Origin of the sequence: Burkholderia contaminans (genome assembly GCF_029633825.1) — a bacterium.
In the GTDB taxonomy this organism is placed as follows: Bacteria; Pseudomonadota; Gammaproteobacteria; order Burkholderiales; family Burkholderiaceae; genus Burkholderia; species Burkholderia contaminans.
The window spans coordinates 2,898,447-2,924,521 of sequence record NZ_CP090640.1 but is presented as its reverse complement, the minus strand read 5'-3'; the positions used below and the strand labels follow the sequence as shown (position 1 = coordinate 2,924,521).

Annotated in this window: 17 protein-coding genes and 1 pseudogene; 2 read left to right on the top strand and 16 right to left on the bottom strand. The window is 66.9% G+C overall.

Annotated elements, in window-relative coordinates:
• Nucleotides 1-134 precede the first annotated feature (134 nt).
• The 3 genes and pseudogenes from LXE91_RS13630 to LXE91_RS13620 all read right to left on the bottom strand — a co-directional run bounded on the left by LXE91_RS13630 (nt 135) and on the right by LXE91_RS13620 (nt 5,948).
• A pseudogene (locus LXE91_RS13630) lies at nt 135-1,591 on the bottom strand (efflux transporter outer membrane subunit).
• On the bottom strand, nt 1,591-4,728 hold the full coding sequence (locus LXE91_RS13625; protein ID WP_039358678.1) for a multidrug efflux RND transporter permease subunit: 3,138 nt from the start codon (nt 4,726-4,728) through the stop codon (nt 1,591-1,593). The pseudogene LXE91_RS13630 and the gene LXE91_RS13625 overlap by 1 nt, the downstream one beginning before the upstream one ends.
• A 20-nt stretch (nt 4,729-4,748) precedes the next feature.
• Nucleotides 4,749-5,948, bottom strand: a complete 1,200-nt coding sequence (locus LXE91_RS13620; RefSeq protein ID WP_039358681.1) for a MexX/AxyX family multidrug efflux RND transporter periplasmic adaptor subunit — start codon at nt 5,946-5,948, stop codon at nt 4,749-4,751.
• Between the two features lie 150 nt (nt 5,949-6,098).
• Between LXE91_RS13620 and LXE91_RS13615 the strand changes: the two genes are divergently transcribed.
• Nucleotides 6,099-6,746, top strand: a complete 648-nt coding sequence (locus LXE91_RS13615) for a TetR family transcriptional regulator (protein ID WP_039358684.1) — start codon at nt 6,099-6,101, stop codon at nt 6,744-6,746.
• Between the two features lie 340 nt (nt 6,747-7,086).
• The gene (locus LXE91_RS13610) at nt 7,087-8,349 is read left to right on the top strand and encodes a M23 family metallopeptidase (RefSeq protein WP_039359014.1); all 1,263 of its coding nucleotides are present in this window, start codon (nt 7,087-7,089) and stop codon (nt 8,347-8,349) included.
• A gap of 148 nt (nt 8,350-8,497) precedes the next feature.
• On the opposite strand, the gene LXE91_RS13605 is transcribed toward LXE91_RS13610, so the two are convergent.
• The 13 genes from LXE91_RS13605 to aguB form a co-directional block, all read right to left on the bottom strand.
• Complete coding sequence (locus tag LXE91_RS13605) at nt 8,498-9,223, bottom strand: amino acid ABC transporter permease (protein WP_039359015.1); 726 nt, start codon at nt 9,221-9,223, stop codon at nt 8,498-8,500.
• A gap of 2 nt (nt 9,224-9,225) precedes the next feature.
• Entirely contained in the window at nt 9,226-9,948 is a 723-nt protein-coding gene (locus tag LXE91_RS13600) for an amino acid ABC transporter permease (protein ID WP_039358687.1), read from the bottom strand.
• Nucleotides 9,949-10,042: 94 nt separating this feature from the next.
• Nucleotides 10,043-10,858, bottom strand: coding sequence for an ABC transporter substrate-binding protein (locus tag LXE91_RS13595; protein ID WP_039358690.1), 816 nt, complete (start codon nt 10,856-10,858; stop codon nt 10,043-10,045).
• 181 nt (nt 10,859-11,039) lie between these two features.
• Nucleotides 11,040-12,215: a fimbrial protein gene (locus LXE91_RS13590; RefSeq protein ID WP_039358692.1), complete on the bottom strand. Its 1,176-nt coding sequence runs from the start codon at nt 12,213-12,215 to the stop codon at nt 11,040-11,042.
• A 60-nt stretch (nt 12,216-12,275) separates the two neighbouring features.
• The gene (locus tag LXE91_RS13585; RefSeq protein ID WP_039358695.1) at nt 12,276-15,272 is read right to left on the bottom strand and encodes a two-partner secretion domain-containing protein; all 2,997 of its coding nucleotides are present in this window, start codon (nt 15,270-15,272) and stop codon (nt 12,276-12,278) included.
• Nucleotides 15,273-15,354: 82 nt separating this feature from the next.
• A complete protein-coding gene (locus LXE91_RS13580) occupies nt 15,355-16,146 on the bottom strand; it encodes a fimbrial biogenesis chaperone (protein WP_039358697.1) in 792 nt (263 codons plus the stop codon).
• 4 nt (nt 16,147-16,150) lie between these two features.
• Nucleotides 16,151-18,829: a fimbria/pilus outer membrane usher protein gene (locus tag LXE91_RS13575; protein WP_223274362.1), complete on the bottom strand. Its 2,679-nt coding sequence runs from the start codon at nt 18,827-18,829 to the stop codon at nt 16,151-16,153.
• A 148-nt stretch (nt 18,830-18,977) separates the two neighbouring features.
• The gene (locus LXE91_RS13570; RefSeq protein ID WP_223274364.1) at nt 18,978-19,757 is read right to left on the bottom strand and encodes a fimbrial biogenesis chaperone; all 780 of its coding nucleotides are present in this window, start codon (nt 19,755-19,757) and stop codon (nt 18,978-18,980) included.
• A 3-nt stretch (nt 19,758-19,760) separates the two neighbouring features.
• On the bottom strand, nt 19,761-20,345 hold the full coding sequence (locus tag LXE91_RS13565) for a fimbrial protein (protein ID WP_039358699.1): 585 nt from the start codon (nt 20,343-20,345) through the stop codon (nt 19,761-19,763).
• Between the two features lie 802 nt (nt 20,346-21,147).
• On the bottom strand, nt 21,148-22,671 hold the full coding sequence (locus LXE91_RS13560) for an agmatine deiminase family protein (RefSeq protein WP_039358703.1): 1,524 nt from the start codon (nt 22,669-22,671) through the stop codon (nt 21,148-21,150).
• Nucleotides 22,672-22,821: 150 nt separating this feature from the next.
• A complete protein-coding gene (locus LXE91_RS13555; RefSeq protein WP_039358706.1) occupies nt 22,822-23,934 on the bottom strand; it encodes an agmatine deiminase family protein in 1,113 nt (370 codons plus the stop codon).
• A 76-nt stretch (nt 23,935-24,010) separates the two neighbouring features.
• Nucleotides 24,011-25,123 carry a polyamine ABC transporter substrate-binding protein gene (locus LXE91_RS13550; RefSeq protein WP_082139518.1) on the bottom strand — a complete coding sequence of 371 codons (1,113 nt, stop codon included), beginning with the start codon at nt 25,121-25,123 and terminating at the stop codon, nt 24,011-24,013.
• Nucleotides 25,124-25,133: 10 nt separating this feature from the next.
• A complete protein-coding gene (gene aguB, locus LXE91_RS13545; RefSeq protein ID WP_039358709.1) occupies nt 25,134-26,048 on the bottom strand; it encodes an N-carbamoylputrescine amidase in 915 nt (304 codons plus the stop codon).
• Nucleotides 26,049-26,075 lie beyond the last annotated feature (27 nt).

Genomic DNA, 26,075 nt, shown 5'->3' with positions numbered 1-26,075 from the left:
GTCCTGACCAGCCTGTCAGTGGGGGAAAGATATCGCTGGAACAGCGGTGCGGATCGAAGGAAGCGGCGGCGGCACGCCGAAGCGTACCGCCGCGGTCATGCCGCCCGACGCGTCGTCGCGTCGGGCGACGGGCCTTACGCGGAAGCCGCGGCTTCCGCCGACGCCGGCGACCAGCCGCCGCCGAGCGCGCGGTACAGCGTGATCGCATTCGCGAGCCTGAGCTGCTTGAGCCGGATCAGCTCCTGCCCCGACTCGTACGTGCTGCGCTGCGCGTCGAGCAGTTCGAGATACGTTGCCACGCCACCCGCGTACCGGCGCTCCGCGAGCTTCAGCCGAGCGCCGTCGGCCGCATACACGTCCTGCTGCGCGGCGAGCTGGCGATCGATCCAGTCGCGCGCGGCGAATGCGTCGGCCACTTCACGGAACGCGGTCTGCACCGTCTTCTCGTAATCGGCAACCGCGATGTGCTTGCGCGCTTTCGCGACGTCGAGGTTCGCGCGATTGCGTCCGCCTGCGAAGATCGGCAGCGTGAGGCGCGGCGCGAACGTCCACACGTTCGTGCCGCCGCTGAACAGGCTCGAGAACGCATCGCTGACCGAGCCGTAGTCGCTCGTCAGCGTGATGCGCGGGAAGAACGCCGCGCGCGCGGCGCCGATCTGCGCGTTGGCGGCCTTGAGGCGTGCCTCTGCCTGCCGGATGTCCGGCCGCCGTTCGAGCAGCGCACTCGGTGCACCGGGCGCCACGGGCGCGATCGACAGTGCGTCGAGCGCAGTCGTGTCATCCGGCACATGGCGCGCGAAGTCGCCCGCGAGCAACTGCAACGCGCGCACGGACTGCGCATGCTCGCGCTGCAGTGCAGCCTGAGACGCGCGCGCGGATGCCACCAGCATCTCGGCCGAACGCAGCTCGATCGCGTCGCTCGTGCCGGCCGCATAGCGGCGCTGCGTGAGCGCGGCCATGCGTTCGCGGGTATCCAGCGTGCGCTGCGCCAGCGCGAGCTGCTCGTGCAGCGCGCGCTCCGATACATAGGCGCCCGCCACGTCGGCGATCACGCCGATGCGTACCGTGCGTTGCGCGTTCGCCGTCGCGAAATAGTCAGCGAGCGCCGCGTCGGACAGGCTGCGCACGCGGCCGAATAGGTCGAGCTCGTACGCGCTGATGCCGACGCCCGCGCGATACAGCCCGCTGATCGCGCTTTCGCGCACGACCGGGTCGTACTGGCGCGTACGGTCATAGCCCAGATTCGCATCGACCGACGGCATCCGATCCGCGCGCTGCACGCCGTACAGCGCGCGTGCTTCCTCGAGGCGGCCGGCCGCAACGCGCAGGTCGCGGTTGTTCGCGAGCGCCGCGTCGATCCACGCCTGCAGCGCGGCATCGGTAAAGTAGGTGCGCCAGTCGTCGAGCAGCGCGGCGTCGGCGGGCGACGCCTCGGCCGCCGGCGCGGCACCGCCGTCGACCGGCGCATAGGTCGCCGGCACCGGCGCCGCCGGCCGCTCGTAACGCGGCGCGAGCGTGCAGCCGGCCAGCGCGAGCGCGGCGGCCAGCGCCACCGGGCCCGCAGCGCGGCGCGTGCATTCAGCGCAAACATCATTGAGAACCCTCCATCGTCGCCGGCTGTGCCTCGCCGCGCCGGCGCGGGCCGACGTCGAATAGGCGGCCGACGATCACGAAAAACAGCGGGACGAGGAACACCGCGAGCACGGTCGCCGTGATCACGCCGCCCAGCACGCCGGTGCCGATCGCCATTTGCGCGCCGGACGCGGCGCCCGACGCGAACGCGAGCGGCAGCACGCCGACACCGAACGCGAGCGACGTCATCACGATCGGCCGCAACCGCAGGCGCGCGGCTTCGAGCGCCGTATCGACGAGCGACATGCGCTGCGCGACCAGGTCCTTCGCGACTTCGACGATCAGGATGGCGTTCTTCGCGGACAGCCCGATCGTCGCGATCAGCCCCACCTTGAAGTAGATGTCGTTCGGCATCATCCGCAGCGTGACGCCGAGCACGGCGCCGATCACGCCGAGCGGCACGACCAGCATCACCGCGAACGGAATCGACCAGCTCTCGTAGAGCGCCGCGAGCGCGAGGAACACGACGAGCACCGACAGCGCGAATAGCATCGGCGCCTGCGCGCCCGACAGCCGCTCCTCGAACGACTGCCCCGACCACGAGAAACCGGTGCCGGCCGGCAGCTTCCCGGCGAGCCGCTCGATCGCGGTCATCGCCTCGCCGCTGCTGTGGCCTGCCGCGGCCGAGCCGTTGATCGTGAACGACGGAAAGCCGTTGTAGCGCGTGAGCTGCGGCGGCCCGAGCGTCCAGTGCAGCGTCGTGAACGCCGCGAGCGGCACCATCTCGCCGCGCGTGTTGCGCACGCGCAGCTTCTTCACGTCGTCCGGATCGAGCCGGTGCAGCCCGTCGGCCTGCACGACCACGCGCCGCACCTGCGTGCCGTGCATGAAGTCGCCGATATAGTCGGAGCCGAACATCACCGCGAGCGTCGTGTTGATCTCGTCCATCGACACGCCGAGCGCGGACGCCTTCGCACGATCGATGTCGAGCTTCAATTGCGGCGCGTCCTGCGTGCCGGCGAACATCAGGTCGGTCAACGCCGGATCCTTGCGGCCCGTCGCGAGCAACTGCTCGCGCGCGGCGCTGAACGTCGCATAATCGAGCCCGCCGCGGTTCTGCAGCCGGAAGTCGAAGCCGCTCGACGAGCCGAGATCGGGCAACGCCGGCGAGTTCATCGCGAACACCGTCGTGTTCGGCGTGCTCGCGAAGCGCTCGTTGATGCGCGCGACGATCGCCTGCACGTGCGCGTCTTCGCTCTTGCGTTCCTTCCAGTTCTTCAGCGTGACGAAGATCATCCCGCCGTTCGGCCCTTCGCCGTACAGGTTGAAGCCGCCAAGCGCATACGTGAACGCGGTCGGCTCGTCGCGGCGGAGGGTCGACTCGACTTCCCGCACGCTCTGCATCGTTTCCGCGAGCGGCGTGCCTTGCGGCCGGATCACCATCACCATGAAGTTGCCCTGGTCCTCGTCCGGCAGGAACGCGGTCGGCAACTGCGTGAGCATCAGCGCCGCAGCGCCGGTCAGCACGCCGTACACGACGAGCCAGCGCACCGGCTTCTTCAGCATCGTGCCGACGCGCGTCGCGTAGCGCTGCGTCGAGCGGGCGACCAGGCGGTTGAACCAGCCGAAGAAGCCGCGCTTCTCGTGATGGTCGCCCGACACGGGCTTGAGCAACGTCGCACACAGCGCGGGCGTCAGCGACAGTGCAAGGAAGGCCGAGAAGCCGATCGACACCGCGAGCGACAGCGCGAACTGCCGGTAGATGTTGCCCACCGCGCCGCCGAAGAACGCCATCGGCAGGAACACCGACGTCAGCACCACGGTGATCCCGATGATCGCGCCGCTGATCTGCTTCATCGCCTTGACGGTCGCGTCGTAAGGCCCGAGCCCCTCCTCGACCATCAGCCGCTCGACGTTCTCGACCACGACGATCGCATCGTCGACGAGGATGCCGATCGCGAGCACCATCCCGAACATCGTCAGCACGTTGATCGAGAAACCGGCGGCATACATCACGCCGAACGTGCCCGCGAGCGCGACCGGCACGACGAGCGTCGGGATCAGCGTCGCACGCAGGTTCTGCATGAACAGGAACATCACGAGGAACACGAGCACGCCGGCTTCGATCAGCGTCGTGACGACCTTGTTCATCGATACGCGCACGAACGACGACGTCTCGTACGGGATCTGGTACTTCACGCCCGGCGGAAAATACGCGGACAGCTCGTCCATCGTCGCGCGCACGCGCTTCTCGGTGGAGACCGCGTTCGAGCCCGGCGCGAGCTTGATGCCCATGCCGGTCGCGACCTTGCCGTTCACGTATGACGGATAGTTGTAGTCGTTGCCGCCGAACTCGATGCGTGCGACGTCGCGCAGGTAGAGCGCGGAGCCGTCGGCCTGCGTGCGCAGCGCGATCGCGCCGAAATCGGCGGGCGTCTTCAGCGGCGCATCGGCGAACACGGTCGCCGCGATCGGCGCGCTGGCCGGCACCGCGCTACGCCCGATGTCGCCGATCGTCACGCGTGCGTTGTGCGCACGCACGGCCGACGCGATATCCGACGCGGTGAGGCCGTGCCCGGCCATCTTCACCGGGTCGGGCCAGATCCGCATCGCGTACTCGGCACCCCAGAACTGCACCTTGCCGACGCCCTCGACGCGACGCAGCGCCTGCACGACGTTCGCCGACGCATATTCGCCGAGCTGCACGTCGGTCATCCGCCCGTCGTCGGACGTCAGCGATACCACGAGCTGGATGTTGTCGGCGGCCTTCTCGACCTGGATGCCGTCGCGCCGCACGGGTTCCGGCAGCCGCGCCTCGACCGTCTTCAGCCGGTTCTGCACTTCGACGGCCGCGAGATCGGCATTCACGCCCTGCTTGAACGTCAGGTACAGCGACGCCGCCCCGGCGCTGCTGGTGGCCGACGTGTACATCAGCCCCGGCGCGCCGTTCATTTCGCGCTCGATCAGCGCGGTCACCGATTCCTCGACGACCTGCGCGGACGCGCCCGGGTACGTCGCATAGATGCTGACGACGGGCGGCGCGATGTCCGGGTACTGCGCAACGGGCAGCGCGCGGATCGCGAATGCGCCGCCCAGCATGATGAAAATTGCGATCACCCACGCGAAGACAGGGCGATCGATGAAGAAACGTGCCATGGTGGTGTGGTGTTGACCAGTCAGGTTTGACGGGCGGCCGCCTGCGAAGCGGCCGCTGCCGGCGCAGCCTTCGACGGCGGCGCCTTTTCGACGGGCTTGACGGCCGTGTCGGGCGCGAACTGCGCGGCGTTGTCGACGATCACGCGCTCGCCGCCCGCGAGGCCGCGCGTGATGCGCCAGTCATGGCCGCTCATCTGGTCGGCCGTGACCTCGACGTCCTTGACCTTGCCGTTCGTGCCGACGACCCGCACCGACATGCGGTCGGTCGTGCGCAGCAGCGCATCGCGCGGCACGAGGATCGCCCGCTGGTCGACCGCCGTGTCGAGCGCGATCCGCACATACGCGCCCGGCAGCAACTCGCGCTCCGGATTCGGAAACAGCGCGCGCATCGCGACGGTGTCGGTGGTCGGATCGACCGCGAGATCGCTGAACAGCAGCTTGCCCTTCAGCGGATATGCGGTGCCGTCGGCGCGCAGCAGCGTCACCGCGATGTCGTGCTGCGCGATGCCCGTCGCGCGCCCGCTCTTCACCGCACGGCGTAGTGCGTCGACGTCGGCGGCCGGCTGCGAGAAGTTCACGTAGATCGGATCGAGCTGCTCGACAGTCGTGAGCGGCGTCGCCTCGCTCTGGCCGACCAGCGCGCCTTCGGTCACGAGTGCGCGCCGCGCGCGGCCCGCGATCGGCGCGGTGACGGTCGCGTAGTCGAGCTGCAACTGCGCGCGTGCGAGCTCGGCCTTCGCGGACGCGACCTCGGCCTTCGCCTGCGTGTCGGCCGCGACGGCCTCGGTGTGGTCGCGCTCGCTCACCGCGCGATCGCGCACGAGATCGTCGTAACGGCGGCGCTTGTCGGTCGCCGCGAGCGCGGCGGCCTGCGCCTTCGCGAGCGCGCCCTGCGCGGCGTCGCGCGCGGCCTTCAGCGGTGCGGGATCGATGCGGAACAGCACCGCGCCCTGCTTCACTTCCTGGCCTTCCTCGTAGGTGCGCGCGGTCACGATGCCCGCGACTCGCGCTCGCACTTCCGCCTGCCGGTAGGCGTCGAGCCGGCCCGGCAATTCGACGGTCATCGGCACGGCCGTCGGGCGCACCGTCACGACCGTCGCCTGTTTCGCGGCCTCCGGCGCGGCGTCCTTGTCGCCCTTCCCACATCCGGCCAGGGCCAGCACGGCCGCCAGCGCGAACGGCGCCAGTCGGTGGCGCAACAGGGAGCGATTGTTGTTCATGTGTGACCTCGGATCGTTCGCCACCGATAAAATGCGGCGGCTCAGGGTGGCCGATTATAATCAGTCACGACTGATTAAATACACGCCGCTTCAATCTGACCGTCACACTGTCTCAATAAAACGACAGCGAACTGTAAGGAATTTCAGGACATGGCCCGCAAGACCCGCGAAGAATCGCTCGCCATCAAGCACCGGATCCTCGACGCCGCCGAGCTCGTGCTGCTCGAGAAAGGCGTGGCGCAAACCGCGATGGCGGACCTCGCCGAGGCCGCCGGGATGTCACGGGGCGCCGTCTACGGCCATTACCGCAACAAGATGGAGGTGTGTCTTGCGATGTGCGACCGCGCGTTCGCGCGCACGTCGGAAGGCTTCGACGCGGGCGAAGGGCTGCCCCCGCTCGCCACGCTGCGGCGCGCCGCGTCGCACTATCTGCAGGAATGCGGCGAGCCGGGCCCGATGCAGCGCGTGCTCGTGATCCTCTATACGAAATGCGAGCAGAGCGAAGAGAACGGCGCGCTGCAGCGGCGCCGCATGCTGCTGGAATTGCAGATGCTGCGGATCACGAAGGCGCTGCTGCGCCGCGCGATCGCGGCCGGCGAAGTCGCCGCCGATCTCGACGTGCACCTGGCCGCCGTCTATCTCGTGTCGCTGCTCGAAGGCGTGTTCGCGTCGATGATCTGGACCAACCGGCTGCGCGGCAATCTGTGGAACGACGCCGAGGCCATGCTCGACGCCGGCTTCGACACCGTGCGCACGTCCGCCGCGCTGCGAATCCGCGCGCACAAATTGCCGGGCTGACGTAAATTGTCGTAATAAATGCTGATTTAACCCGATTTACCGCACTGCGAAACGAATGAGCTGACCCTCTTTAAAATTTTTAACGTTTCGCGGAACATCGGTAGACTGACGCTGTCATCTTTCTTTAGCGTCTTCGTGATAACCGGGTACGACCCGGCATGCACGCCGCCGTTCGAAGCGGGCACCGCCCCGCAGGTTGGGTCGAACGGAAACGACACAGGCCCCTGGCGGGGCCTGTTTTGTTGCACGCCCGCCGCCCGCCCCGTCGCCGTTCGACGGATGTGCCGCCGGCGGCCCCCGCCCACACCCCCTTTGAACCGCTTTCCTGGATGTGGACACCTTGGTCAAGTCTGCCGCTACCCCTGATGCTTTCGCGCCCGGCCGCGCGCAGCGCATTGCGCGCGCGCTCGTGCCGGCCGCCGTGCTCGGCGCCCTTGCCGCACTCGGCTTCGCCGCGCTGCCGGCCGTGTCGCAACTGCCGGGCGCCGTCGATTCGGGCACGGCCGCGCTGCCGCAGCGCGTGCTGTCCGACACGCCGTTCCCCACCGCGCAGCATTTCGTGACGAGCGAGCTCGCCCGCACGATCGGCGAGCGCAACGATGCCGGCGAACGCAACGACCGCAGCCAGCAGCCGGGCCTGTTCGCGCCGCTCAGCGCGCACCGCAACGAGATGCTCGGCTATGCGAGCCTGTTCCAGCTTGCCCCGCCCGAACACCAGCAAGGGATGCGCGCGGGCAACATCGAGCTCACGCTGTCCGATACGCTGAACCGTCTCGACGTACCGCCCGAGGTGCGCATCCAGCTCGGCGATCTCGTCACCGGCAAGGTCGCGATGCGGGCGAGCGCGCAGCGTGGTGACTATTACCGCGTCGCGTACGACACGAACAACGGCACCCCGCACCTCACCGCGCTGGAGCTGCGCGTCGCCGGCCGCACGTTCGGCGCGATCTGGTTCCGCGCGCCGGGCGCCGAACACGGCGCGTACTACGCGCTCGACGGTTCGCCGCTCGAAGCCGCCGCGTTCACGATGCCGGTGAAGTGGACGCGCATCAGTTCGTTCTTCGGCGAACGCATTCACCCGCTGTCTCAGGCGATGGCGTTCCATACGGGTGTCGATCTCGCCGCGCCGAGCGGCACGCCGGTCGATGCGGCGGCCGACGGCGTCGTGTCGTTCGTCGGCACCGATCCGGGCGGCTACGGCCGCTACGTGATCGTCGATCATGCGGATGGGTACTCGACCTACTACGCGCACCTGTCCGCATTCGCGCACGGCCTCAAGACGGGCGAGACCGTGAAGCAGGGACAGCGCATCGGTTCGGTCGGGATGACGGGCGCCGCGACGGGCCCCCACCTGCACTTCGAGGTGCGCGTGGCAAACAATCCGGTCGATCCGCTCGTCACGCTCGCGAGCGCGCAGACGGCGCTGTCCGACATGCAGCTCACCGCCTTCCGCCAGGAAGCGGCGCAATGGCGCTTCCGGCTCGCGTCGATCAACACAACGTCGTTTGCGTTCGCGCAGAACGACGGGCCGCTGTGGGGCGATTTCGCGACCGATTCATCGACGTTGCGCGCCGTCTTCAATACGCATTACTCGGCGTCGTGATGCACCTGCTGCCCGCCGTCGCTCGACGAGCAGCGGCGCGCGCGGCAGGTTCTCCACATTCCTTGTCCCTCTCCCTGCCTGCCGGGCCTGACCTGTCTGGCGCGCTGTCCGCTGGCCTCTTCGGCCATTCGAAACGGCGCAGCAAGCGTCATCGCGCGGGTTCCGTATACTCGGCCGCCACCTGAGCGATGCGTTCCGCGCGCGGGCGCCGCGACAGCAGCCAGCGTGCCGCACCGTCGAGCGACGTGCACAGCACCAGATAGATCAGTGCAACGAACAGGAAGATCGGCGCCGGATACACCATCAGCCGGTTGTTCACCTGCGTCGCGACGAACGACAGCTCCGGCACACCGACGATATACGCGAGCGACGTGTCCTTCACGAGCGCGACCCACTGGTTGACGAACGACGGCGTCATGATCCGGATTGCCTGCGGCAGCAGCACGTAGCGCACCGTCTGCCAGCGCGTGAGCCCGAGCGACAGGCCGGCCTGCCATTGCCCGTCGCCGGCCGCGACGATACCCGCATGCACTGCGTGCGCGAGATACGCGCCGCCGATCAGCGCGAGCGCGCATACGACCGTCGCGAGCCCCGGCACATCCATGTGCAGCAGCACGGGCATCAGGAAATACGTCCAGAAAATCAGCATCAGCACCGGAATCGCGCGGAAGAATCCGATGAACGCAAGCAGCAGCACGCGCGCCGGGCCGCGTGCGAGCGCCATCGCAACGCCGAGCACGATGCCGAGCACGGCCGAGGCTGCCGCCGACGCGATCGCGAGCAGCAGCGACAGCGCGGCACCGCCGAGCGGCCCATCCGGGAACGCGCCGATGAGCAGGTACGGCAGATTGGCGAACAGCAGCGAAAGATCCATCGTCAGCGCCCCGCTCCCAGCCGATCGCGCCATTGCGTGGCCGCATACGCGCCGGCTTCGATCGCGGCCACCGCCGCGACGTACAGCACAGTCGCCACGCCGAATGCGGCGAACGTCTTGAACGTCTCCGTCTCGACCTGCCGCGACGCATACGACAACTCGGCCACGCCGATCGCCATCGCGAGCGACGAGTTCTTCACGAGATTCATGTATTGGCCGAACAGCGGCGGCAACGCGATGCGCACGGCCTGCGGCAGCACCACGTAACGTAGCGATTGCATCGGCGTGAGGCCGAGCGCGGCCGCCGCGTCGTGTTGCGCGCGGCGCACGCCGCGCAGGCCGGCTTCGCACTCCTCGGCGACGAACGCGGCCGTATAGGCGCTCAACCCGACCCAGCCCGCGACGAATTCGAACGACGGCCACGCAAGCGTGAACGGGCCGACGTTCAACGCATGGCGCGCGTTCAGCCACGCGATCCACGTATCGGGCAGCAACGACGCGACGCCGAAATACCAGAACAGCAACTGCACGAGCAGCGGCGTGTTGCGGAACGTGACGACGTACGCGGCCGCCACCGTGCGCGGCGCCATGCCGCGCGCATGCCGCATGACCGCGAGCAGCAGCCCGCCGGCGGTCGCTGCGACGGCCGACGCAGCCGCGAGGCCGAGCGTCAGCAGGAAGCCCTGCCAGAGCCAGGACAAATATTTGGGAGCCAACCCGAACATGCTGTAGAGCGCGCACGACGCGCGCGGTCGGATGAAAACAAAAAGCGCCGCGCGGCCGGTGTACCGGCCGATCGCGGCGCGCGTGCGGGACCTGTCAGGTCTTGTCGCCGATGCGGAAGATACGCGTGAGCGGTGTCTTCGTCGTCGGCCCGAACCATGCGTCGTAGATCTGCGTGGCGCGGCCGCTTGCCTCGAGCCCCTTCAGCGTGTCGTTGACGAAGCCGAGCAGGCGCGTCTCGCCCTTCGGCACGCCGACGCCCATGTAGTCGTTCGAGATCGTGAACGCCGGGATCTCGTAGTTCTGCTTGTCCGGCACGTTCGCGAGCAGGCCGATCAGCTTCGGGCCGTCCTGCGTGATCGCCTGCACGTTGCCCGCGCGCAGCGCGGCGAACGCGAACGGCGTGTCGTCGTACGCCACGATCGTCGCCTTCGGGAATTTCTCGCGCAGCGTGATCTCGTTGGTCGTGCCCTTGTCGGCGCCGACGCGCAGCGCGTTCAGCTGGTCGGCCGATTTCAGTACGCCCTTCTTCGTGAGAAACTGCTGGCCCGACGAGAAATACGGGATGCTGAAGTCGACCTGCTTCGCGCGCTCGTCGGTGATCGTGAAGTTCGCGAGCACGAGGTCGACCTTGCCGGACGTCAGGAACGGAATGCGGTTCGCGGGATTGGTCGGTTGCAGTTGCAGCTTCACGCCGAGCTTGTCGGCGAGTGCCTTCGCGTAATCGACGTCGAGGCCGACGATGTGATTGCTTTTGCCATCGACATAGCCAAATGGCGGGTTGCTGTCGAACGTTGCGACGCGCAGCACACCGGCCTTCTTGATGTCGTCGAGACGGTCCGCATGCGCGACGGTGCCTGCAGTAATGAGCGCGGCTCCGACGAGCCACGTAGCGAGCGTGTGGAATTTCATGAGCACGACCTGATTTGTTATGAAGGCCGCCGCGGATCGCGCGGCGGCACGGTTCGACACACATCGCGACGGAGTGTGCCGTCGCGAAGCCGCTAACGTATCAGCGCACGCGGCGAATCCGAACCAACAAATGGTGCTTTGCTCTGCGGGTTTCGTGATGAGGCCGCATCGCGCGCCGCGATCACGGAAACGTGAAGGAGAATTCCGCCCCGCCGCCCGCATAGCCGGGCGCCAACTCGCCTTCCCCGCCGGTACGGATGTACTGCGCACGCAACGGCATCACCGCCATGTCGCCCGTGCGCCGCATCGGGTACTCGGCGGCTGCGCCCGGCTCGCCGTACGCGATCCGCTCGCCGGTCAACGCGTTCGTCATCACGATGTTGAACCCGCGTGCGACCGTCTGCCCGGCCGGCGCGCTCAGCTGCAGCAACGTCTTGTCCGGATTCGGCTTCGCGGCCTTGTCGCGGAAGCTGATCGCCGGCTTGGCCGACGCCGCGCATTGACTGAGCGCGATGTCGAAACTGACCGGCTTCGACGTCGCGTTCACGCTCGGAAAATTGCTGATCGAGAAATTGCCGAGCGTCACCGGCACGATCCAGTTCGACTGAATCTCGCAACGATTCGGCACATGGATCTCGCATTCGCTGCCGATGCACACGTTGCCGACGCCGACAAAAGTCTTCAGCTGCTTGCACAGGTTGGCCGGCGTGGGCTGCTCGGGCACCGTCACCGTGCCGCCAATCGTCGCGGTGCCTTTGGGCAAGTCGAGCGCGTAAATCGCGACGGTCGGATTGCCCGGCAGGTTCTTGACGACCAGCTTTTCCTGCGGCAATTGCGAAGCCGGCTTGTCGAGCACCAGATACTGTCGAAAGCGTATGAACCGCGAGTCGGTATCGCCGCCGCCCGCGCGATCGAGGTTGATCTTCGCGGTCGCCATCGGCAGCGCGTGTTGCTGCAGCGCGCGTTCGGTGTCGTCGCCGGACACGCCAACCCATTTGAAGCCGATGCCGTTGACGTTCGTCGGTGCGATGCCGTCCGCGACGACTGCGCCCGGCACCCAATGGGCGGCACTCACGAGTTCGTGCGCCACTGGCGCCGTGCCGTACTTGAACGACACCATCAGAGAGACGGTGCGCTGGTACAGGATCGCGTTTTGCGGCGTCATGCTCGTCAACGGCGTGATCATTTTCCACGGTGACGCTTCCGGGTTGCTGAAACTGCAATCCAGTGCTGTCGCACCGATGGAGCCCTGCGCCATGACTTGCATGCAAGGTGCCAGCACCAGATATCCCGCCATCGTCAGGCGACCGATCGCGCGGCCGATTCGCCCGGGACTGCACCATTGAATCGTCTTCATGCTGCTCTACCTTGGTATCGCCGACGGGCGCGCAGGTCGCCGCGCCCGCCGGCCGTTGCGTTACTCGATCACACCGAGATTGAGACCGGCGATCTTCTGCAGCGCAGCTTCACCGGACGCGATGCTGTTGCGGAAGATGCCACGGTTGATGCCGACGAGCCCGCCGAAAGTCTGCGTCGACGATCCGTTGACCCGGCCGTTCGCAGCGGAGCGTTCGACGAGTCCGGCGTTCATGCCGATCAAGCCGCCGAGCGTCGAGTAACTCCCCGCGTTGACCACGCCCGATGCCGACGCGTCGCGCACCGTGCCGAGGTTTTCGCCGGCAAAGCCGCCCACCGTGCTCGACGAACTGCCCGTCACGTTGCCGGTGGACGACGCTGCCTCGATCGTGCCGGACGTCGTGTTGGCGCCGGCGAAACCACCCACCGCCGCACCATAGCCGCCGTACACGGTGCCGCTCGCGTCGACGTTGCTCAGTTCAGCCGCGTTGCTGCCGACGAAGCCGCCCGTCTTGCTGTAGTTGCCGCCCGTCGTCTTGCCGCGCGCGACCGCATGTGCAATCCGTCCGCCGAAATGACTGCCGACGAAGCCGCCGATGTTGCCCTGGCCGCCGCTCACCGCACCGTGGGCCTCCGCCATGTCGACGGTTGCGTTGGGCCCCAGGTTGACGCCGACGAAGCCGCCCGTCGAACCCGTCGATGCGCTCCACACGTCACCCAGCGCCTTGCTGTCGGTCACGATGCCCTGGTTCAGGCCGACGAAGCCGCCGATCGCTTGCGCGTACCGGCCGTCGACGAGGCCGCTCGCGCTCGACTTGGCGATCTTGCCCGTATTGCTGCCCGCGAGGCCGCCCGCCGTACCGCCCGAGCCGCCCGTCACCCGCCCGAGCGCGCTCGAGTCTTCGATCGTGCCGAGCAGGTTCGCCCCCACGAGCCCGCCCACGTTCACGCCCGCGATGTTGGCGCCCGACGTCGTACCGCGGCTCGTCGACCTCAGAATGTCGCCACCCCGGTTCACGCCGACGAGACCGCCGATCGACGCGAGATTCGATGCGCCGCCGGATACGGTCGCATTCGACTCGCTGTCGGACACCACACCGGAACGCTGATCGGCGCGGTTCTCGCCGACCAGGCCGCCGACCGCATACGACATGCCGTTGCCCGCGACATTTCCGGTAAGCGATGCGCCGGATACTTCACCCAGGTTGATACCGACCAACCCACCGAGCGCGTTGCTGCGGTTGGCGCCTGCTGTCACCTGCATGCCGGTCGCGGTCACATTCGAAATCCTGCCGGCGTTTTCGCCCACCAGCCCGCCGATGGCCACCGGGCCGACGCCCGCCGCGGCATTGACGCGCAACGCGTTCAGCTTGAGGTTGGCAATCGTGCCGGTGTTGCGGCCGAACAGCCCCGCGTACGGGTCGCTGCTCGAAATGGCGAGGTTGCCGATCGTGTTGCCGAGGCCGTCGAACACACCGGTGAACGACGCGCCCGAACCGATGGTCCTGAACGCCGTGCCGTAATAGGAACCGACGATGTCGTTGCCGAGCACGTACAGGCCGTCGAGATTTGCATTGACCGCCTGCAACTGCTGCAGGTTCTGGATCACGGTATAGCGATAGCCGTTCGATTCGAAGCCGGCCCCGGCGCCGGACAGCTTCACTGCCGCAGCGCCGGTGAGCCATTGCGCCGCGCCGTAGTCGAGCGTCAGCAGCGCGTTCGCGCCGGTCAGCGCGATCGGCGCCGCGATCCGCACGTCCTTGCGTGCGTCGATTGCAACACGCGCGTTCGCACCGGTCGCGCGCAGCGCACCGTTGACCGACACGTCGCCCTGCCGGCTGGCCAGCACCAGGCGGTTGCCGCTCGCCCACGTGATCGCCCCGTCGACCGAGGTCTGCCCGCGTTCGGCGACCAGTTCGACATCCGTCGTCGCAAGATTGCGCGACAGCGTGTCCGCCACGATCGTACCGGGCTGGTTCGCACCCGCCGTGACCGATACGTCGGACGATGCGATGCGCCAGGTGCCGCCGCGGCCGTTGGTTGCGCGCGTGTCGACCGTCGCGCCGAGCGCCACCTTCACGTCGGCGCCGCGCGTCTCGACCGTACCGCCGTTGCCCGGCGTCGTGGCGCTCGCGTTCAGCACACCCGCAACGTTCACGGTGCCCGCGTCGTAGCCGTCCAGCGAGATCCGGCCCGCCTTGTTCCTGAGCGTGCGTGCCTCGATGGTGCCTTGATTGTTCACCACCGTGCGTAGTACGGTATCGGCGGTCCTGGCGCTCATCAGCACCTGCCCGCCGTCGGCTTTCAGCAACTGCTCGTTGCTCACCAGCGCGTTGAGGGTGCCCTGGTCGATCTGCACGTTGAGCAGCTTGCCGCCGTCGAAGTTCAGCGTGGCATCGCTGCCGGACGCCAGTGCGACGGTGCCCATCTGCGCCTGGACGATCCCCTTGTTGACCACGCGCGCGCCCAGCAGCGCGATCGCGCCGCCTTCGCTCGCCACGATATTGCCGAAGTTCTGCACTTCGCTCGGGGACTGGCCGGAGAACCGGAAGCGGCCGGCGTCGAAGTCTTCGTTCTTGATATCCAGCGTCGTCGCGACCAGGCCGCCGACATTGACCTGAGCGCCCTTGCCGAACAGGATGCCGTTCGGATTGACGAGAAACACGCGGCCGTTCGCGTCGATGTTGCCGTAGATGCCGCTGCCGTCCTGCCCGACGACCCGGTTCAACGCGATCGACGTCACGGACGGCTGGTTGAACGTGACACGCTCCCCCTTGTCGACGTTGAACGTCTGCCAGTCCAGCACCAGCTTGTTGTCATGCTGGTTGATCGACATCTGCTGCCCGTTGTCGTAGCGAAGAATGTCGGCTTTCCCGGACACGATCTTCTCGCCCGCGGGTAGCGCATGCACGGGCGTCGCCGCGCTGCCCGCGAGCCACGCCAGCACCGCGACGACGCCCGCGCGCGTGGTGGATTTGCCGCGCCGGCGTACGCGTTCGCCGGCGACCTGCCAGGCGCCTTGTCGGACGTTCCACACCAAAGCATAGGTCTTGTTCACTTTCGTTTTTCCCTTGTTATAGTCGAATCCCTGCCGATACTCCCCGGCAGGACGGGTCCTGCAAACATTGACGTGCCGCTCGTCACGGCGGCACGGCCTGCGCCCGGTATTCGTGCGATGCGCCGCTCTCGTCGACGGCATCGAACACGATCGCGCCCGCGCCGATTTGCCTGTCGATCGGGATCTCGGCTCGCCCGAATGGCGCGACATCCACCGCGCCGTGCTTCAGCGCGACGGGCTCGCCGTTCACCGACAGGCGCGTCAGCGTCACGTAGTAAGGCGTGGGATTGCTCGCGGCGATCGACGCTGCGGCCTGCGTGCCGTCGCGCGTCCATGCGAGCCGGTTCGGTGCGTCGTCGGGCTCGCCACGAAGCCCGGGCGGCCGAACCAGCAGCTTCATCCTGAACCGGTAGGCGATGCGCAGCACGGGCTCGCCGGTCGGCGCGGCGGGCGGTACTTCGAGCAGGTTGATCCAGAAACAGGACTCGCGGTCCGTGGCAAGCCCGCCGCCAACGCCCTGTACGCGGATCGACAGCGGTTGCCCGGGATCGAGCCGAGCAAGGGGTGGTGCGACGACGAACGGCACGCGCAGCCGGCTCGGGTCGGCATTCGCGTCGCCGTCGTCCAGCCACGCCTGCACGAGAATGGGCGCGCTGCCGCTGTTGCGGGCGAGGATCGTCAGCGCACGCGCATCGGCCGGATAGACGAACCGGGTGCCGACTACGGTGAGCGACGCTTCGCACCGGGGCGTGCCGACGCTCGCGACGCTGGCCAGCACCGCCGCCCTCAGGATGCGGCCGGCAACCCGTTTCCGGCACCCACGGCGCGACGACAGGCGCGCGAGCGGAACGAAGCGAAAGCGCGAACGATCCATCGTGCTATCGCCCCCCTGCCCGCTCGGCCTGCGGCCCGAGCACGTTCGGCGTCAGCGTCGCAGCGCGGCAGGTGCCGGTGAGCGCCACATAGCCCGTCCCCGAACGCTGCGCGGCCGGTATCCCGTAATCGACCACGCATTGCTGGTCTGCACGCGTTCCCCATTCGACGCGAATCTGGCCATCGTTCTCGGCACTGCGCACGAACAGCCGGCTGCCCTGACCGACCGCGCCGAGCGCCACGCCCGTGCGCGCGTCGACCGCACGGGCCGCGAACGGCAGCGGCCGCCCGTCGTCGAGCTGCGCGTCGATCAGCAACGCACGCGCCTTCAGCGTGTCGTAAGACAGCATGACGACCGAGCCCGAGCGCGGCGCCACGCTGCGCGACACGGTCTTCAGTTCGACGTCCTCTGGAACGTCCTTCGGATCGATGTCGACCTTGTTGAGCTGATACGGAATCAGGCTCGGCACGATCGCGTAGCCGAAGCGGTTGACGCGTGCGCTCGTGTTCGCGACCAGTGCGCCGCGCGCGTGCGGCGCACGGACGACACCGATCGTCTCGCTCAGCGTGGGGGCCGGTGTCAGGCCGCCCGGATGCAGCACGAGGCCGCCCGTCGCATTCGCCGACGCCTGCTGGTAGTCGCGCCCGATACCCAGATTCGCCGACACGGACACGGCGGGCCGCTGATAGCCGATGCCGAAGCTGCCCGACGATGCGCGGTTGTTGCCGTCATAGCTCGCTGCCATCGAGTACGAACCGTCGCCCCGCTCGCCGAAGCGGCCGGCGAGACTCGCCGTGGCGCTCGTGCCGGTGCTGCTGTCATGCGTCATGAACGAGCTGAAGATCGGCGCGCGTCGCGAATTGCGCCCCAGCGGAATCGATACGTTCAGGCTCACGAGCGTGCTGCCGGCGCCGCGGCCGAACGATGAATCCCGGGTGGACAGATTGCGCACGCGCTGCACCGACGCGGTGACCGTCGCATCGCGCCATTGCGTGCTGTAACCGAGGGTAAAGCTCACCGTTTGCCCGCCGCCCGCCCAGTAGCTGAGCGCCGACCCGTTCGCATAAATGTTGCCCGCTCGCCCGATCTGCTGGCTCACGTTGAGATCGACCCGATCGCGCAACCGCGCAAACGAGGCCGCCGCTGCGCCCTGATCGCTCCGGCCGTTCAGCAGCATTGCGTCGCGCAGGCCGAGATAGCCTCTCGTCGAGTAGCGATACGCGAGCAGCGAGAAGTTGGTTCCGCTGTTCGGCAGGTTCTTGCTGTACGACACGCGGATGCTCGAGCCGTTCATGCGCTCGCCGCCGCGCGGCTGCGTGCGCGCAACCGTGATGTCCGCCGCGAAGCCGCCGATCGGCGTGTTGAGTGCGACGCCCGTCAGCACGGATTGGTAGCGGCTCGCAAACGCGGCGCCGCCATAAGCCGTCATCGCGTTGCTGATACCGCGCTGCACGGTGAACTGGCCGACGTACTGCTTGCCGATATCGTCGCCGAGCTCGATCGCCTGCCCCGCCATCACGCTGAACCGCGTGCTGCCCGGACGCAGCAGTTGCACCGTCGTCGCGAACGGCACCACGAAGCTGCGCGTCTCGCCGTTGGCCTCGGTCACCGTGACGTTCAGGTCGCCGCCATAGCTCATCGCCTGCAGGTTGTCGATCGCGAACGGGCCGGGTGCGACGGTCGTCTCGTGCACGAGATAGCCGCGCTGGTAGATCGACACCTTGGCGTTCGATTGCGCGACGCCCCGCACGACGGGCGCGTAGTAGCGCTGCTCGTCGGGCAGCATCCGGTCGTCGCTTGCGATCTGCACGCCGCGAAACGACACGGCGTCGAACATCGCACCGCTGGTCGAGCTCTCGCCCGCCAGCAACTGCGCACGCCAGGCGGGCAGATCGGTTTGCGCGTATACGTAGCCGCGCTGATAACGGGCGCGGTCGTGCTGCGACCACGTCAGGTTGCCGTTGTGACGAATCCGGATCGGCCCCGCGCTCGCCGCCATCGACAGGCCGGTGTAGAGCTGCGAATACTCGTAACCGCTCGAACGTGTCGTAAATGCGCTCGCGTTGTAGTTCAGCCATGCGGCTGGCACGCCGTTCGTCCAGTTCGACGGGTCGACGTAGGTACTCTGCTCCGCGAGCCGCATGTAGAACTGCGGCGCCGTCAGATACAGCTTCTGCTCGGCCGTATCGAACGACAGCGCGCCGCCGGGCACGTACCGGGACAGCGCATCGCAGATCAGCCCGTCCGGCATCGGATTCGGCGGCTGGCTGGCATCCTGGCCGCGCGCGCTCCGATCCAGATCGATCCCCACCCGCTGCAGCAGCGCGCGATCGTAGCAAGGCAGCACGTCACCGCGCGCATCGTGGCGGAACGTGATGTCTTCCACGCCGCGCCACTGCCCGTTGACGATGAGATCGGCGCGATACACGCCCGGCACGATCGCATTCGGTTGCGCGAACGGCGTCGTATCGATCGGCTCGCTTCCTGCGCCGTGCATCAGCATCGAATCGTCGAAGTGCGTCTCGGCGCCGGCCGACCCGCTCGGCGGCGGGTTCGCACTCGAGCGGCGGGTGTCCTCCAGCGCGCCCGCATCGACCGCATCCGCCGGGGCGACCGTGGCCGCGAAGCCGTTCGTCCCCGACGCCATCGCCACCGATGCGAACACGGATGCGACGGCCAGCAAACAAGGTCGCTGCGGAAGCCGTGGTGCGCATGAAGATTGAAAGCCCGCCGAACTCAGCATGAGTATACATTTGTTTCGCATGCCGAATCGTTATGACGAACCGGCGTGCAGTGTTGTGCCTTCTGGATGTGTGGCGTGAACCGGTTGCTCAGTCCGCCAATTTTTTTGTGATGGTGCTTCGGCCGCCGTAGTCGTCGATCGCGATGTACCGCACGGCCGTCGGTCGCTGGGAACGTCCGCTGGCACCAGGCAGCGGGAAGCGCTGCGAGCCGAACGGTGCGACCATCCCGCCACCTGCCGGGATGAATTTTCCGCCGACGTCGCCCTCGACCAGGCCGAACGACACGTAGTACGGCGTCGGATTGGCAACCTCGAGCGATATCGGTTGGCCGCCCGTATGCGGCACGTCGGCCGATACCTTCCAGACCAGCTTGTCCGCCGCGGTATCGACGTCGTTCGCGAGCGACGTTGGCCGGTAGAACAACTTGATGCGCGTCCGGAACGCGAAGCGCAACCGGTTGTCGGTGTCCTGCTGTACGGCGGGAACCTCGAGCACGTTCAACCAGAACACCGATTCGCGGTCGGCGGGCAGTTGTGCTTGCATGTTCGTGATGCGCAGCACGGCGCTCCGCCCTGCTTCGACGCGCGCCAATGTCGGTGCAACCACGAACGGCGTACGCATCTGTTCGGGCGGCACGTCGGCACGGCCATCGTCGATCCAGCTCTGCGCGAGTACCGGCTCGGTACCGGCGTTTTTTATCCGGACCGTGACATCGCGGTCATGCTCGGGAAAAATCACCCGCGTACCGTCCAGCAGCAGCGCTGCCTGTGCCAGCGTGGCACAGGCAGCCCACGCCACGACTCCGGCCACGGCTTGCAAACGGAGGGAACGAATGGTCAAGTTCATGACGTGGAGCAGCGGTTGCATCGATCAGTGGTAGGCGAGCACGTATCGGATGAACGAGTTGCCCGAACCTGTCTTGATTGCACTCTTCGCGGCAGTCGAGACGTACTGCGCCGCATAAGTCAGCGTGGCGGTGTTGCTTGCGACGGTTGCAACCTGGGCCTCCGCCAAGTTCTGCGCCTGGCCGAGCATGATCTTGCCGGTCTTGCCGTTACCCGCATCTTTGATCTGGATTTCGATGCCTTCTGCAGGCTTGGTGCCGACGAGTTTCAGGTTGCCGGTCACCGGATTGATGTTGTTCGACCGCTGATCGAATTCGACCAGCACCTTCGTGCCGTCGGTACAACCGGTATTGCCGCCGATGACCAGGTTGAACGTGGCGGGGGTCGAAACCGCGCCGACTTGGGGGAACGTGTCGGTGCCGATGCGGTCGCCGAGTTGCACTTCCTTGCGGTTGCCGTCGCCCGGCGCTACGCCGTTGATGTTGCAGGTGACGTCGGAAATGCTGCCATAGAACGCGAGTTCCCCATCGAATGCGTGGGATACCGACGGCACGAACGCCGCACTTGCGATACCCGCGGCGACGCAACCCCGAAGCAAATTCATCTTCATCGTTGAATTCCTCTAAAAATGGATGTTTTCTCGGAACAGCACCGTTCGAAGTGCGAGCATTCGATCGTTTCACCAATTGCCCGCAATACGAAGGGGTCGTCTGCCTCGGAAAGACTGGCCAATATCCCATCCGAAAATTGACGACCGACGCCATTCTATTAATTAAATTAATTTATCGATATCGTACGAGTATGAAATACTCAAGCCATTTACAAAGCAACACGGAATTCGAATGAATGCGGCCGGAGGCCCGGACTGACCTGTCAGGTGGCCCGCGCCACAGGGGCGTCAAAGAGGCAGTCTATGGAATGGTGGTGTGAAACGGGCGTGGGAACGCCCGCGATTTCCGATGCGACAAAAACCGAAACAATCTCGCGATTTACGATCAATCAATACCGCTTCATCTCGATTTTAAGAATCGTCCTATTTGAAGTGAATTGAATTTAGTACGAATCGCATGGAGTCACGCCCACGCCGGCCAACAAATTACCCCGGTTATCGCGTGTCGGCAGGCGGATTTGTTCATATCGATTCGCGATTGCGCGGGCTGGCCTTTCCGCAATCGAATCGATATACGCGCCATGACGGACGCGTCCCGTGCGGGTCGTCCGGTGCAGCGGCGCCCCGGGCTTTCGCACCGCTTCGGGCGGCCACGAATGCAGCGCGCAAAAAAAGACGCCCGCTGCAAGCAGCGGGCGCGAATCCCAGTCAAGGAGGTGTCACACGAACTACAGGCCCAGATTAAGGAATTCGCCCGTCACGGACAACGAATCGATTTCAATATCGATATGACGGGACACGCTCACGCCGGCACTTCGCGGGTCGAGCAGTGGATGCCGCCGCCGCCCGACGCGATGCCGAGGATGTCGACCTGTACGATCGCCCGGCTTCCCGCATACGGCCGGATGGCGGCGACGGCGGCCGCGTCGGCCGCCGCGTCGTTGAACTTCGGCATGACGATCGCACCGTTGCACGTGTAGAAATTGATGTAGCCGGCCGCGAAATTCGTCATCTGCCGGTCGTTCAGGCTGGTGCCGGCCGACGTGCCGAAATTGGCTGGCGGCACCAGCTCGACGATCTGCAGCGGTCGGCCGTTCGCGTCGGTCTGGCCGGCTAGCCGTTGCCGGTTGGCGTCCGTCAACGCGCGTTCGCCGGTCGAATTCGACGCGTCGTAACAGCATGCGACCACGCCGGGCGCGAGAAAGCGCGCGTAGAAGTCGACGTGCCCGTTCGTGATGTCGGTCTCGCCGGCCGGGGTCGCCGCGCCGCCGGCACCGCCTACGCCGCTGCCGCGCGGATAGGTCGCCGTACCCGGCAGCCAGATGACCTTCCGCACGCCGAGCGTGCGCTGCAGTTCGGCGAGCACCGTGTCTTTCGCCGTCGGCAGCAGCGTCGCATTCGCGATCGCGCCGTTCGGGATGTCGAACAGTTGCGGATTCCGGTTCACGTGCAGCACCGACGACTCGGTGAGGATCGCCGTCGCGTCGCCGTCGAATTCGATCGCACCGCCTTCGAGCGTCAACGTACTGCGGATCAGGCTCGCGCCCTTGCGCTGCGCCATCCAGCCCGCCACCGCGTTGTCGCGCCCGAACGGCTGGAAGAACTTGCCCGCCTTCGACCGGTTGCTCCCGGCCTCGACTTCCGGCGGGACCGTCGCGCCGGGGCGCATGCCGGCACCGTCGGTGTTCGCGTTGCCCCATCCGTTGAAATTGAAGCCGACCGCATTCAGCGCATTGTCGTTCGTCGAATCCCTGACGAACAGGCATCCCGTGTCGCGCACCCAGAAATCGTCGAAGCCGTCGGCGAGCGGCACGAGGTTGATCCCGCCGGCTCCCGCGGCGCGTGCCGCATAGCGCGCGTGCAGGTCGGGGTTCGCGACGCTCGCGGTCGCGAGCAGCGCGCGGGCCGCGTCGAGATCGGCCGGTAGCACCAGCATGTCGACCGGTTCGGTTGCGCCGATCGCTTTCGCGACGTCCATCAGGTCGGCCCGCACGCGGTCGATTCCGGCATCCGTGCTTTGCGGCGTGACGGGCATCCAGATGCCTTCCGCGCCGGACGCGAAGGCCATGTAGGTCGACGCATGCGGCGCATCTTCGGCCGGCAGCCGGTACTTGACCTGCCGCGTCGACGGCGTCGTGCCAGATGTCGTGCCTGGCGACGTGGAAGCCGCGTCGGCGGCACCATCGCCGCCGCCGCAAGCCGTCAGGCTGCCCAGCAGCGGCAAACCGAGAACGGCGGTCGAATATCGAATGAAGCCGCGCCGGCCGTTATCCGGTGTGGGCCGCATACGCTTGCCTGTGCTCGCGCGGGTACGTCGTTTCATCATGATTCAACTCCATTGCGCGGTCGGCGCGCACGCGTGCACGCCGGCTTCCGTCTTGCAAGACGGAGTCCGCTTTGTTTTCAGTAGTCCGGAACGAAAGGGGGCCTGCTACGGTCACCCGGGCGGCGGTCGCGCGCCGGCCTGCGGCAGTACTCAGGCCGGCTGCTGTTGCGTGGTGCAGTGGATTCCGCCGCCGCCCGCGGCGATGCCGTCGATGTTCAGCTGGATGATCTCGCGCCCCGGAAACAGGTCGACGAGCGTGTCGCGCGTATTGCGGTCGGCGCGGCTGTCGCCGAATTGCGGTGCGATCACCGCACGATTGCACACGTAGAAGTTGATATAGCCGGCCGCGAATTCGTCGTTCTCGTATTGATGCCGGACGGACTTCGGGCCCGGCAGCACGACGACCTTCAACGGGCGGCCCTTCGCATCGGTGGATTTCCGCAGGATCTCCAGATGCTGCCGCGTCACCGCGTGATCGTACGACGACGGATCGGTATCGAGCCCGGCCACCACGACGCCCGGGCTCGTGAAGCGCGCATAGAAATCGGTATGCCCGTCGGTGATGTCCTTGCCCGCGATGCCCGGCAGCCAGATGATCTTCTTCAGCCCCAGCAACCGGCTCAACTCCACCTCGCACTGGGCCTGGCTAACACCCGGATTGCGGTTCGGATTGAGCACGCAGCTGCGGGTGATGATCGCCGTGCCCTCGCCGTCCACCTCGATGCCGCCGCCTTCGAGCACCAGCCGCGTGTCGACCAGCCGCACCCCGGCGCGCTCCGCCACGAACGGCGCGACTTCCGCGTCCTGGTCGTGCTCCTGCTTGTTGCCCCAGCCGTTGAAATTGAAGCTCACGCCGCCGAGCTGGCCCGACGGGTTCTTCACGAACACGGGCCCCGTGTCGCGCATCCACAGATCGTCGACCGGGCGCTGGACGAGCTCGACCGATGAACCGCACAGCCGCGACGCGATCGCATAGTCCTGCTCGCGCACCAGCATCTTGAGCGGCTCGTGCGCGGCGATCGCCTTCGCGATCGCGGCCAGGTTCGCGCGCGCGACGGGCAACAGCCGCGCGCCCCAGATGTCCTCGCTCGGGCCGAACGCCATCCAGGTCGCCGTATGCGGCGCCCCCTCGTCCGGCATGTGCCAGGTTGCGCCCTGCTGCGCGTGCGCGGCGCGGCCGAGCAACCCGCCCAGCGCGCCGGCGGCCAGCGCCGCCCCCGATACGGACAGGCCGCGTTTCAACAGTTGACGTCTCGTTGTCATGGCATTCCTCTTTCGCTCGCCGGTTGCTTCGTTTGCTTCGGTGGTTTCAATCGTTCGGTGACTTCGTGATGCGCGGTCACGGCCGCGCCGTCTTGAAGCCGAGCCAGGTCCGGCCTTCCAGGCGCATCGCCGCCGGCGATTCGGCGATCGGCGTGAACAGCGTACGCCGCGTCGCCTCGTCCGGATAAATGCCCGGATTGCGTACCAGCGCCGGGTCCATCAGCTTCAGCGCGCCCTGGTTCGCATTCGCATAGCGCGTCGAATTCGAGATCTTCGCGATCACGTCCGGGCGCAGGATGTAGTTGATGAATGCATGCGCGTTGTCCGGATGCTTCGCGGAGGCCGGAATGACCATCGCGTCGAACCACATCAAGGTCCCGATCCGCGGAATGTCGTACACGACGTCGCGTTTCGGATCGCGCGCCTTCGCCTTCTGCGCGGCCAGGCTGATCGCGCCGGAGAAGCCGACCGTCACGCACAGCTCGCCGTCGATCAGCTCGTTGGCATCGGACGAATTGACGAACTCGCGGATGAACGGCCGGATCTTCATCAGCATCGCCTGCGCGGCCGCATAGTCCTGCGCGGACGGATGCATCGGATCGTGGCCGATGTAGCGCAACGCCAGCGGCAGTACGGTGCTCGCGGAATCCTGCAGCCCCAGCCCGCACTTCGCGGAGACGCGCGCCGCGATCTCCGGCTTGAACAGCAGGTCGAGGCTGTCGGCCGGCATGTCCTTGCCGAGGATCGCGCGCACCCTGGCGCGGTCGTAGCCGACGCCCACGGTGCCCCACATGTACGGCACGCCGTACTGGTTGCCCGGATCGGATTGCGCCATCTGCTTCAGCAGCGACGGATCGAGATACTTCAGGTTCGGCAGCCGGTTCCTGTCGAGCTTGCGAAACACGCCGGCCTGGATCTGCTTGGCCATGAAGTCGTTGGTCGGCCACACGAGGTCGTAGCCGCTGTTGCCGGTCAGCAGCTTCGACTGCAGCGTCTCGTCGCTGTCGTACGCGTCGTAGCGCACCTTGATGCCGGTTTCCTTCTCGAAGCCGGCCAACGTATCCGGCGCGAAGTAATTGCTCCAGTTGTACAGGTTCAGCACCTTCTCTTCGTCGGCGCGAGCCGTGCCGGCCAGCACGCACAGTGCGAGGCCCGGCACCGCGAAGCGCAACCCTCCTTTCCGTTTCATCGCGCTTCCCTCACCGATAACACGACGACACGCCGTCGCTGGTCAGCAACGTGCGGTACATCTCCGGGCGGCGATCGCGGAAAAAGCCCCACGACTGCCGGTTGGCACGGATCGCGTCTAGATCGAACGTGTGCACGAGCACGGCTTCATCGGTGCGGTTCGCCTCGGCCCGCTTCTCGCCGGTGTGATCCGCGATGAAACTCGACCCGTAGAACACGCCGGTGAGCCCCTGCTGCTCCGGATCGCCATTGCCGATGCCGACTTCCCGGCCGATCCGGTTCGCCGCCACCACCGGCACCATGTTGGCGGCCGCGTGGCCCTGCATCGTGCGCTGCCAGTGGCCGGACGAATCGAACGCACTGCTGAACGGCTCCGAGCCGATGATGGTCGGAAAGCACAGGATCTCCGCGCCCATCAGCGCGAGGCTGCGCGCCGTCTCCGGGTACCACTGGTCCCAGCAGATGCCGATGCCGATCCGGCCGAAACGCGTGTCCCACACCTTGAAGCCGGTGTCGCCCGGCGTGAAATAGAACTTCTCCGTATAACCCGGCCCGTCCGGGATATGAGTCTTGCGATAGACGCCGAGCACGCGCCCGTCCGCGTCGGCCACGGCGATCGAGTTGTACGCGGCATTGCCCGCACGCTCGAAGAAACCGATCGGCAGCACGATCCCGAGTTCGCCGGCCAGCGCCGCGAAACGGGCGATCTGCGCGTTGCCTTCGAACGGCTGCGCGAGTTCGAGATGACGCACGTTCTGGTCGAGGCAGAAGTACGGCATCGCGAACAGCTCCGGGCACAGCACGAGATTCGCACCCTGTGCGGCGGCCGCGCGGATCAGGCGCTCCGCGGTGGCCATGTTGTCTTCGAGATTCCAGCTGCCCGACGCCATCTGGACGGCGGCGACGGTGATGTGTTTGGACGGCATTGCGATTGCTCCTCGGTCGAACCGTAA

Coding starts and splice junctions, on each gene's coding strand:
- LXE91_RS13625 (WP_039358678.1), bottom strand. CDS start 4,728: ATGGCACGTTTCTTCATCGATCGCCCTGTCTTCGCGTGGGTGATCGCA.
- LXE91_RS13620 (WP_039358681.1), bottom strand. CDS start 5,948: ATGAACAACAATCGCTCCCTGTTGCGCCACCGACTGGCGCCGTTCGCG.
- LXE91_RS13615 (WP_039358684.1), top strand. CDS start 6,099: ATGGCCCGCAAGACCCGCGAAGAATCGCTCGCCATCAAGCACCGGATC.
- LXE91_RS13605 (WP_039359015.1), bottom strand. CDS start 9,223: ATGGATCTTTCGCTGCTGTTCGCCAATCTGCCGTACCTGCTCATCGGC.
- LXE91_RS13600 (WP_039358687.1), bottom strand. CDS start 9,948: ATGTTCGGGTTGGCTCCCAAATATTTGTCCTGGCTCTGGCAGGGCTTC.
- LXE91_RS13595 (WP_039358690.1), bottom strand. CDS start 10,858: ATGAAATTCCACACGCTCGCTACGTGGCTCGTCGGAGCCGCGCTCATT.
- LXE91_RS13590 (WP_039358692.1), bottom strand. CDS start 12,215: ATGAAGACGATTCAATGGTGCAGTCCCGGGCGAATCGGCCGCGCGATC.
- LXE91_RS13580 (WP_039358697.1), bottom strand. CDS start 16,146: ATGGATCGTTCGCGCTTTCGCTTCGTTCCGCTCGCGCGCCTGTCGTCG.
- LXE91_RS13570 (WP_223274364.1), bottom strand. CDS start 19,757: ATGCAACCGCTGCTCCACGTCATGAACTTGACCATTCGTTCCCTCCGT.
- LXE91_RS13565 (WP_039358699.1), bottom strand. CDS start 20,345: ATGAAGATGAATTTGCTTCGGGGTTGCGTCGCCGCGGGTATCGCAAGT.
- LXE91_RS13560 (WP_039358703.1), bottom strand. CDS start 22,671: ATGATGAAACGACGTACCCGCGCGAGCACAGGCAAGCGTATGCGGCCC.
- LXE91_RS13555 (WP_039358706.1), bottom strand. CDS start 23,934: ATGACAACGAGACGTCAACTGTTGAAACGCGGCCTGTCCGTATCGGGG.
- LXE91_RS13550 (WP_082139518.1), bottom strand. CDS start 25,123: ATGAAACGGAAAGGAGGGTTGCGCTTCGCGGTGCCGGGCCTCGCACTG.
- aguB (WP_039358709.1), bottom strand. CDS start 26,048: ATGCCGTCCAAACACATCACCGTCGCCGCCGTCCAGATGGCGTCGGGC.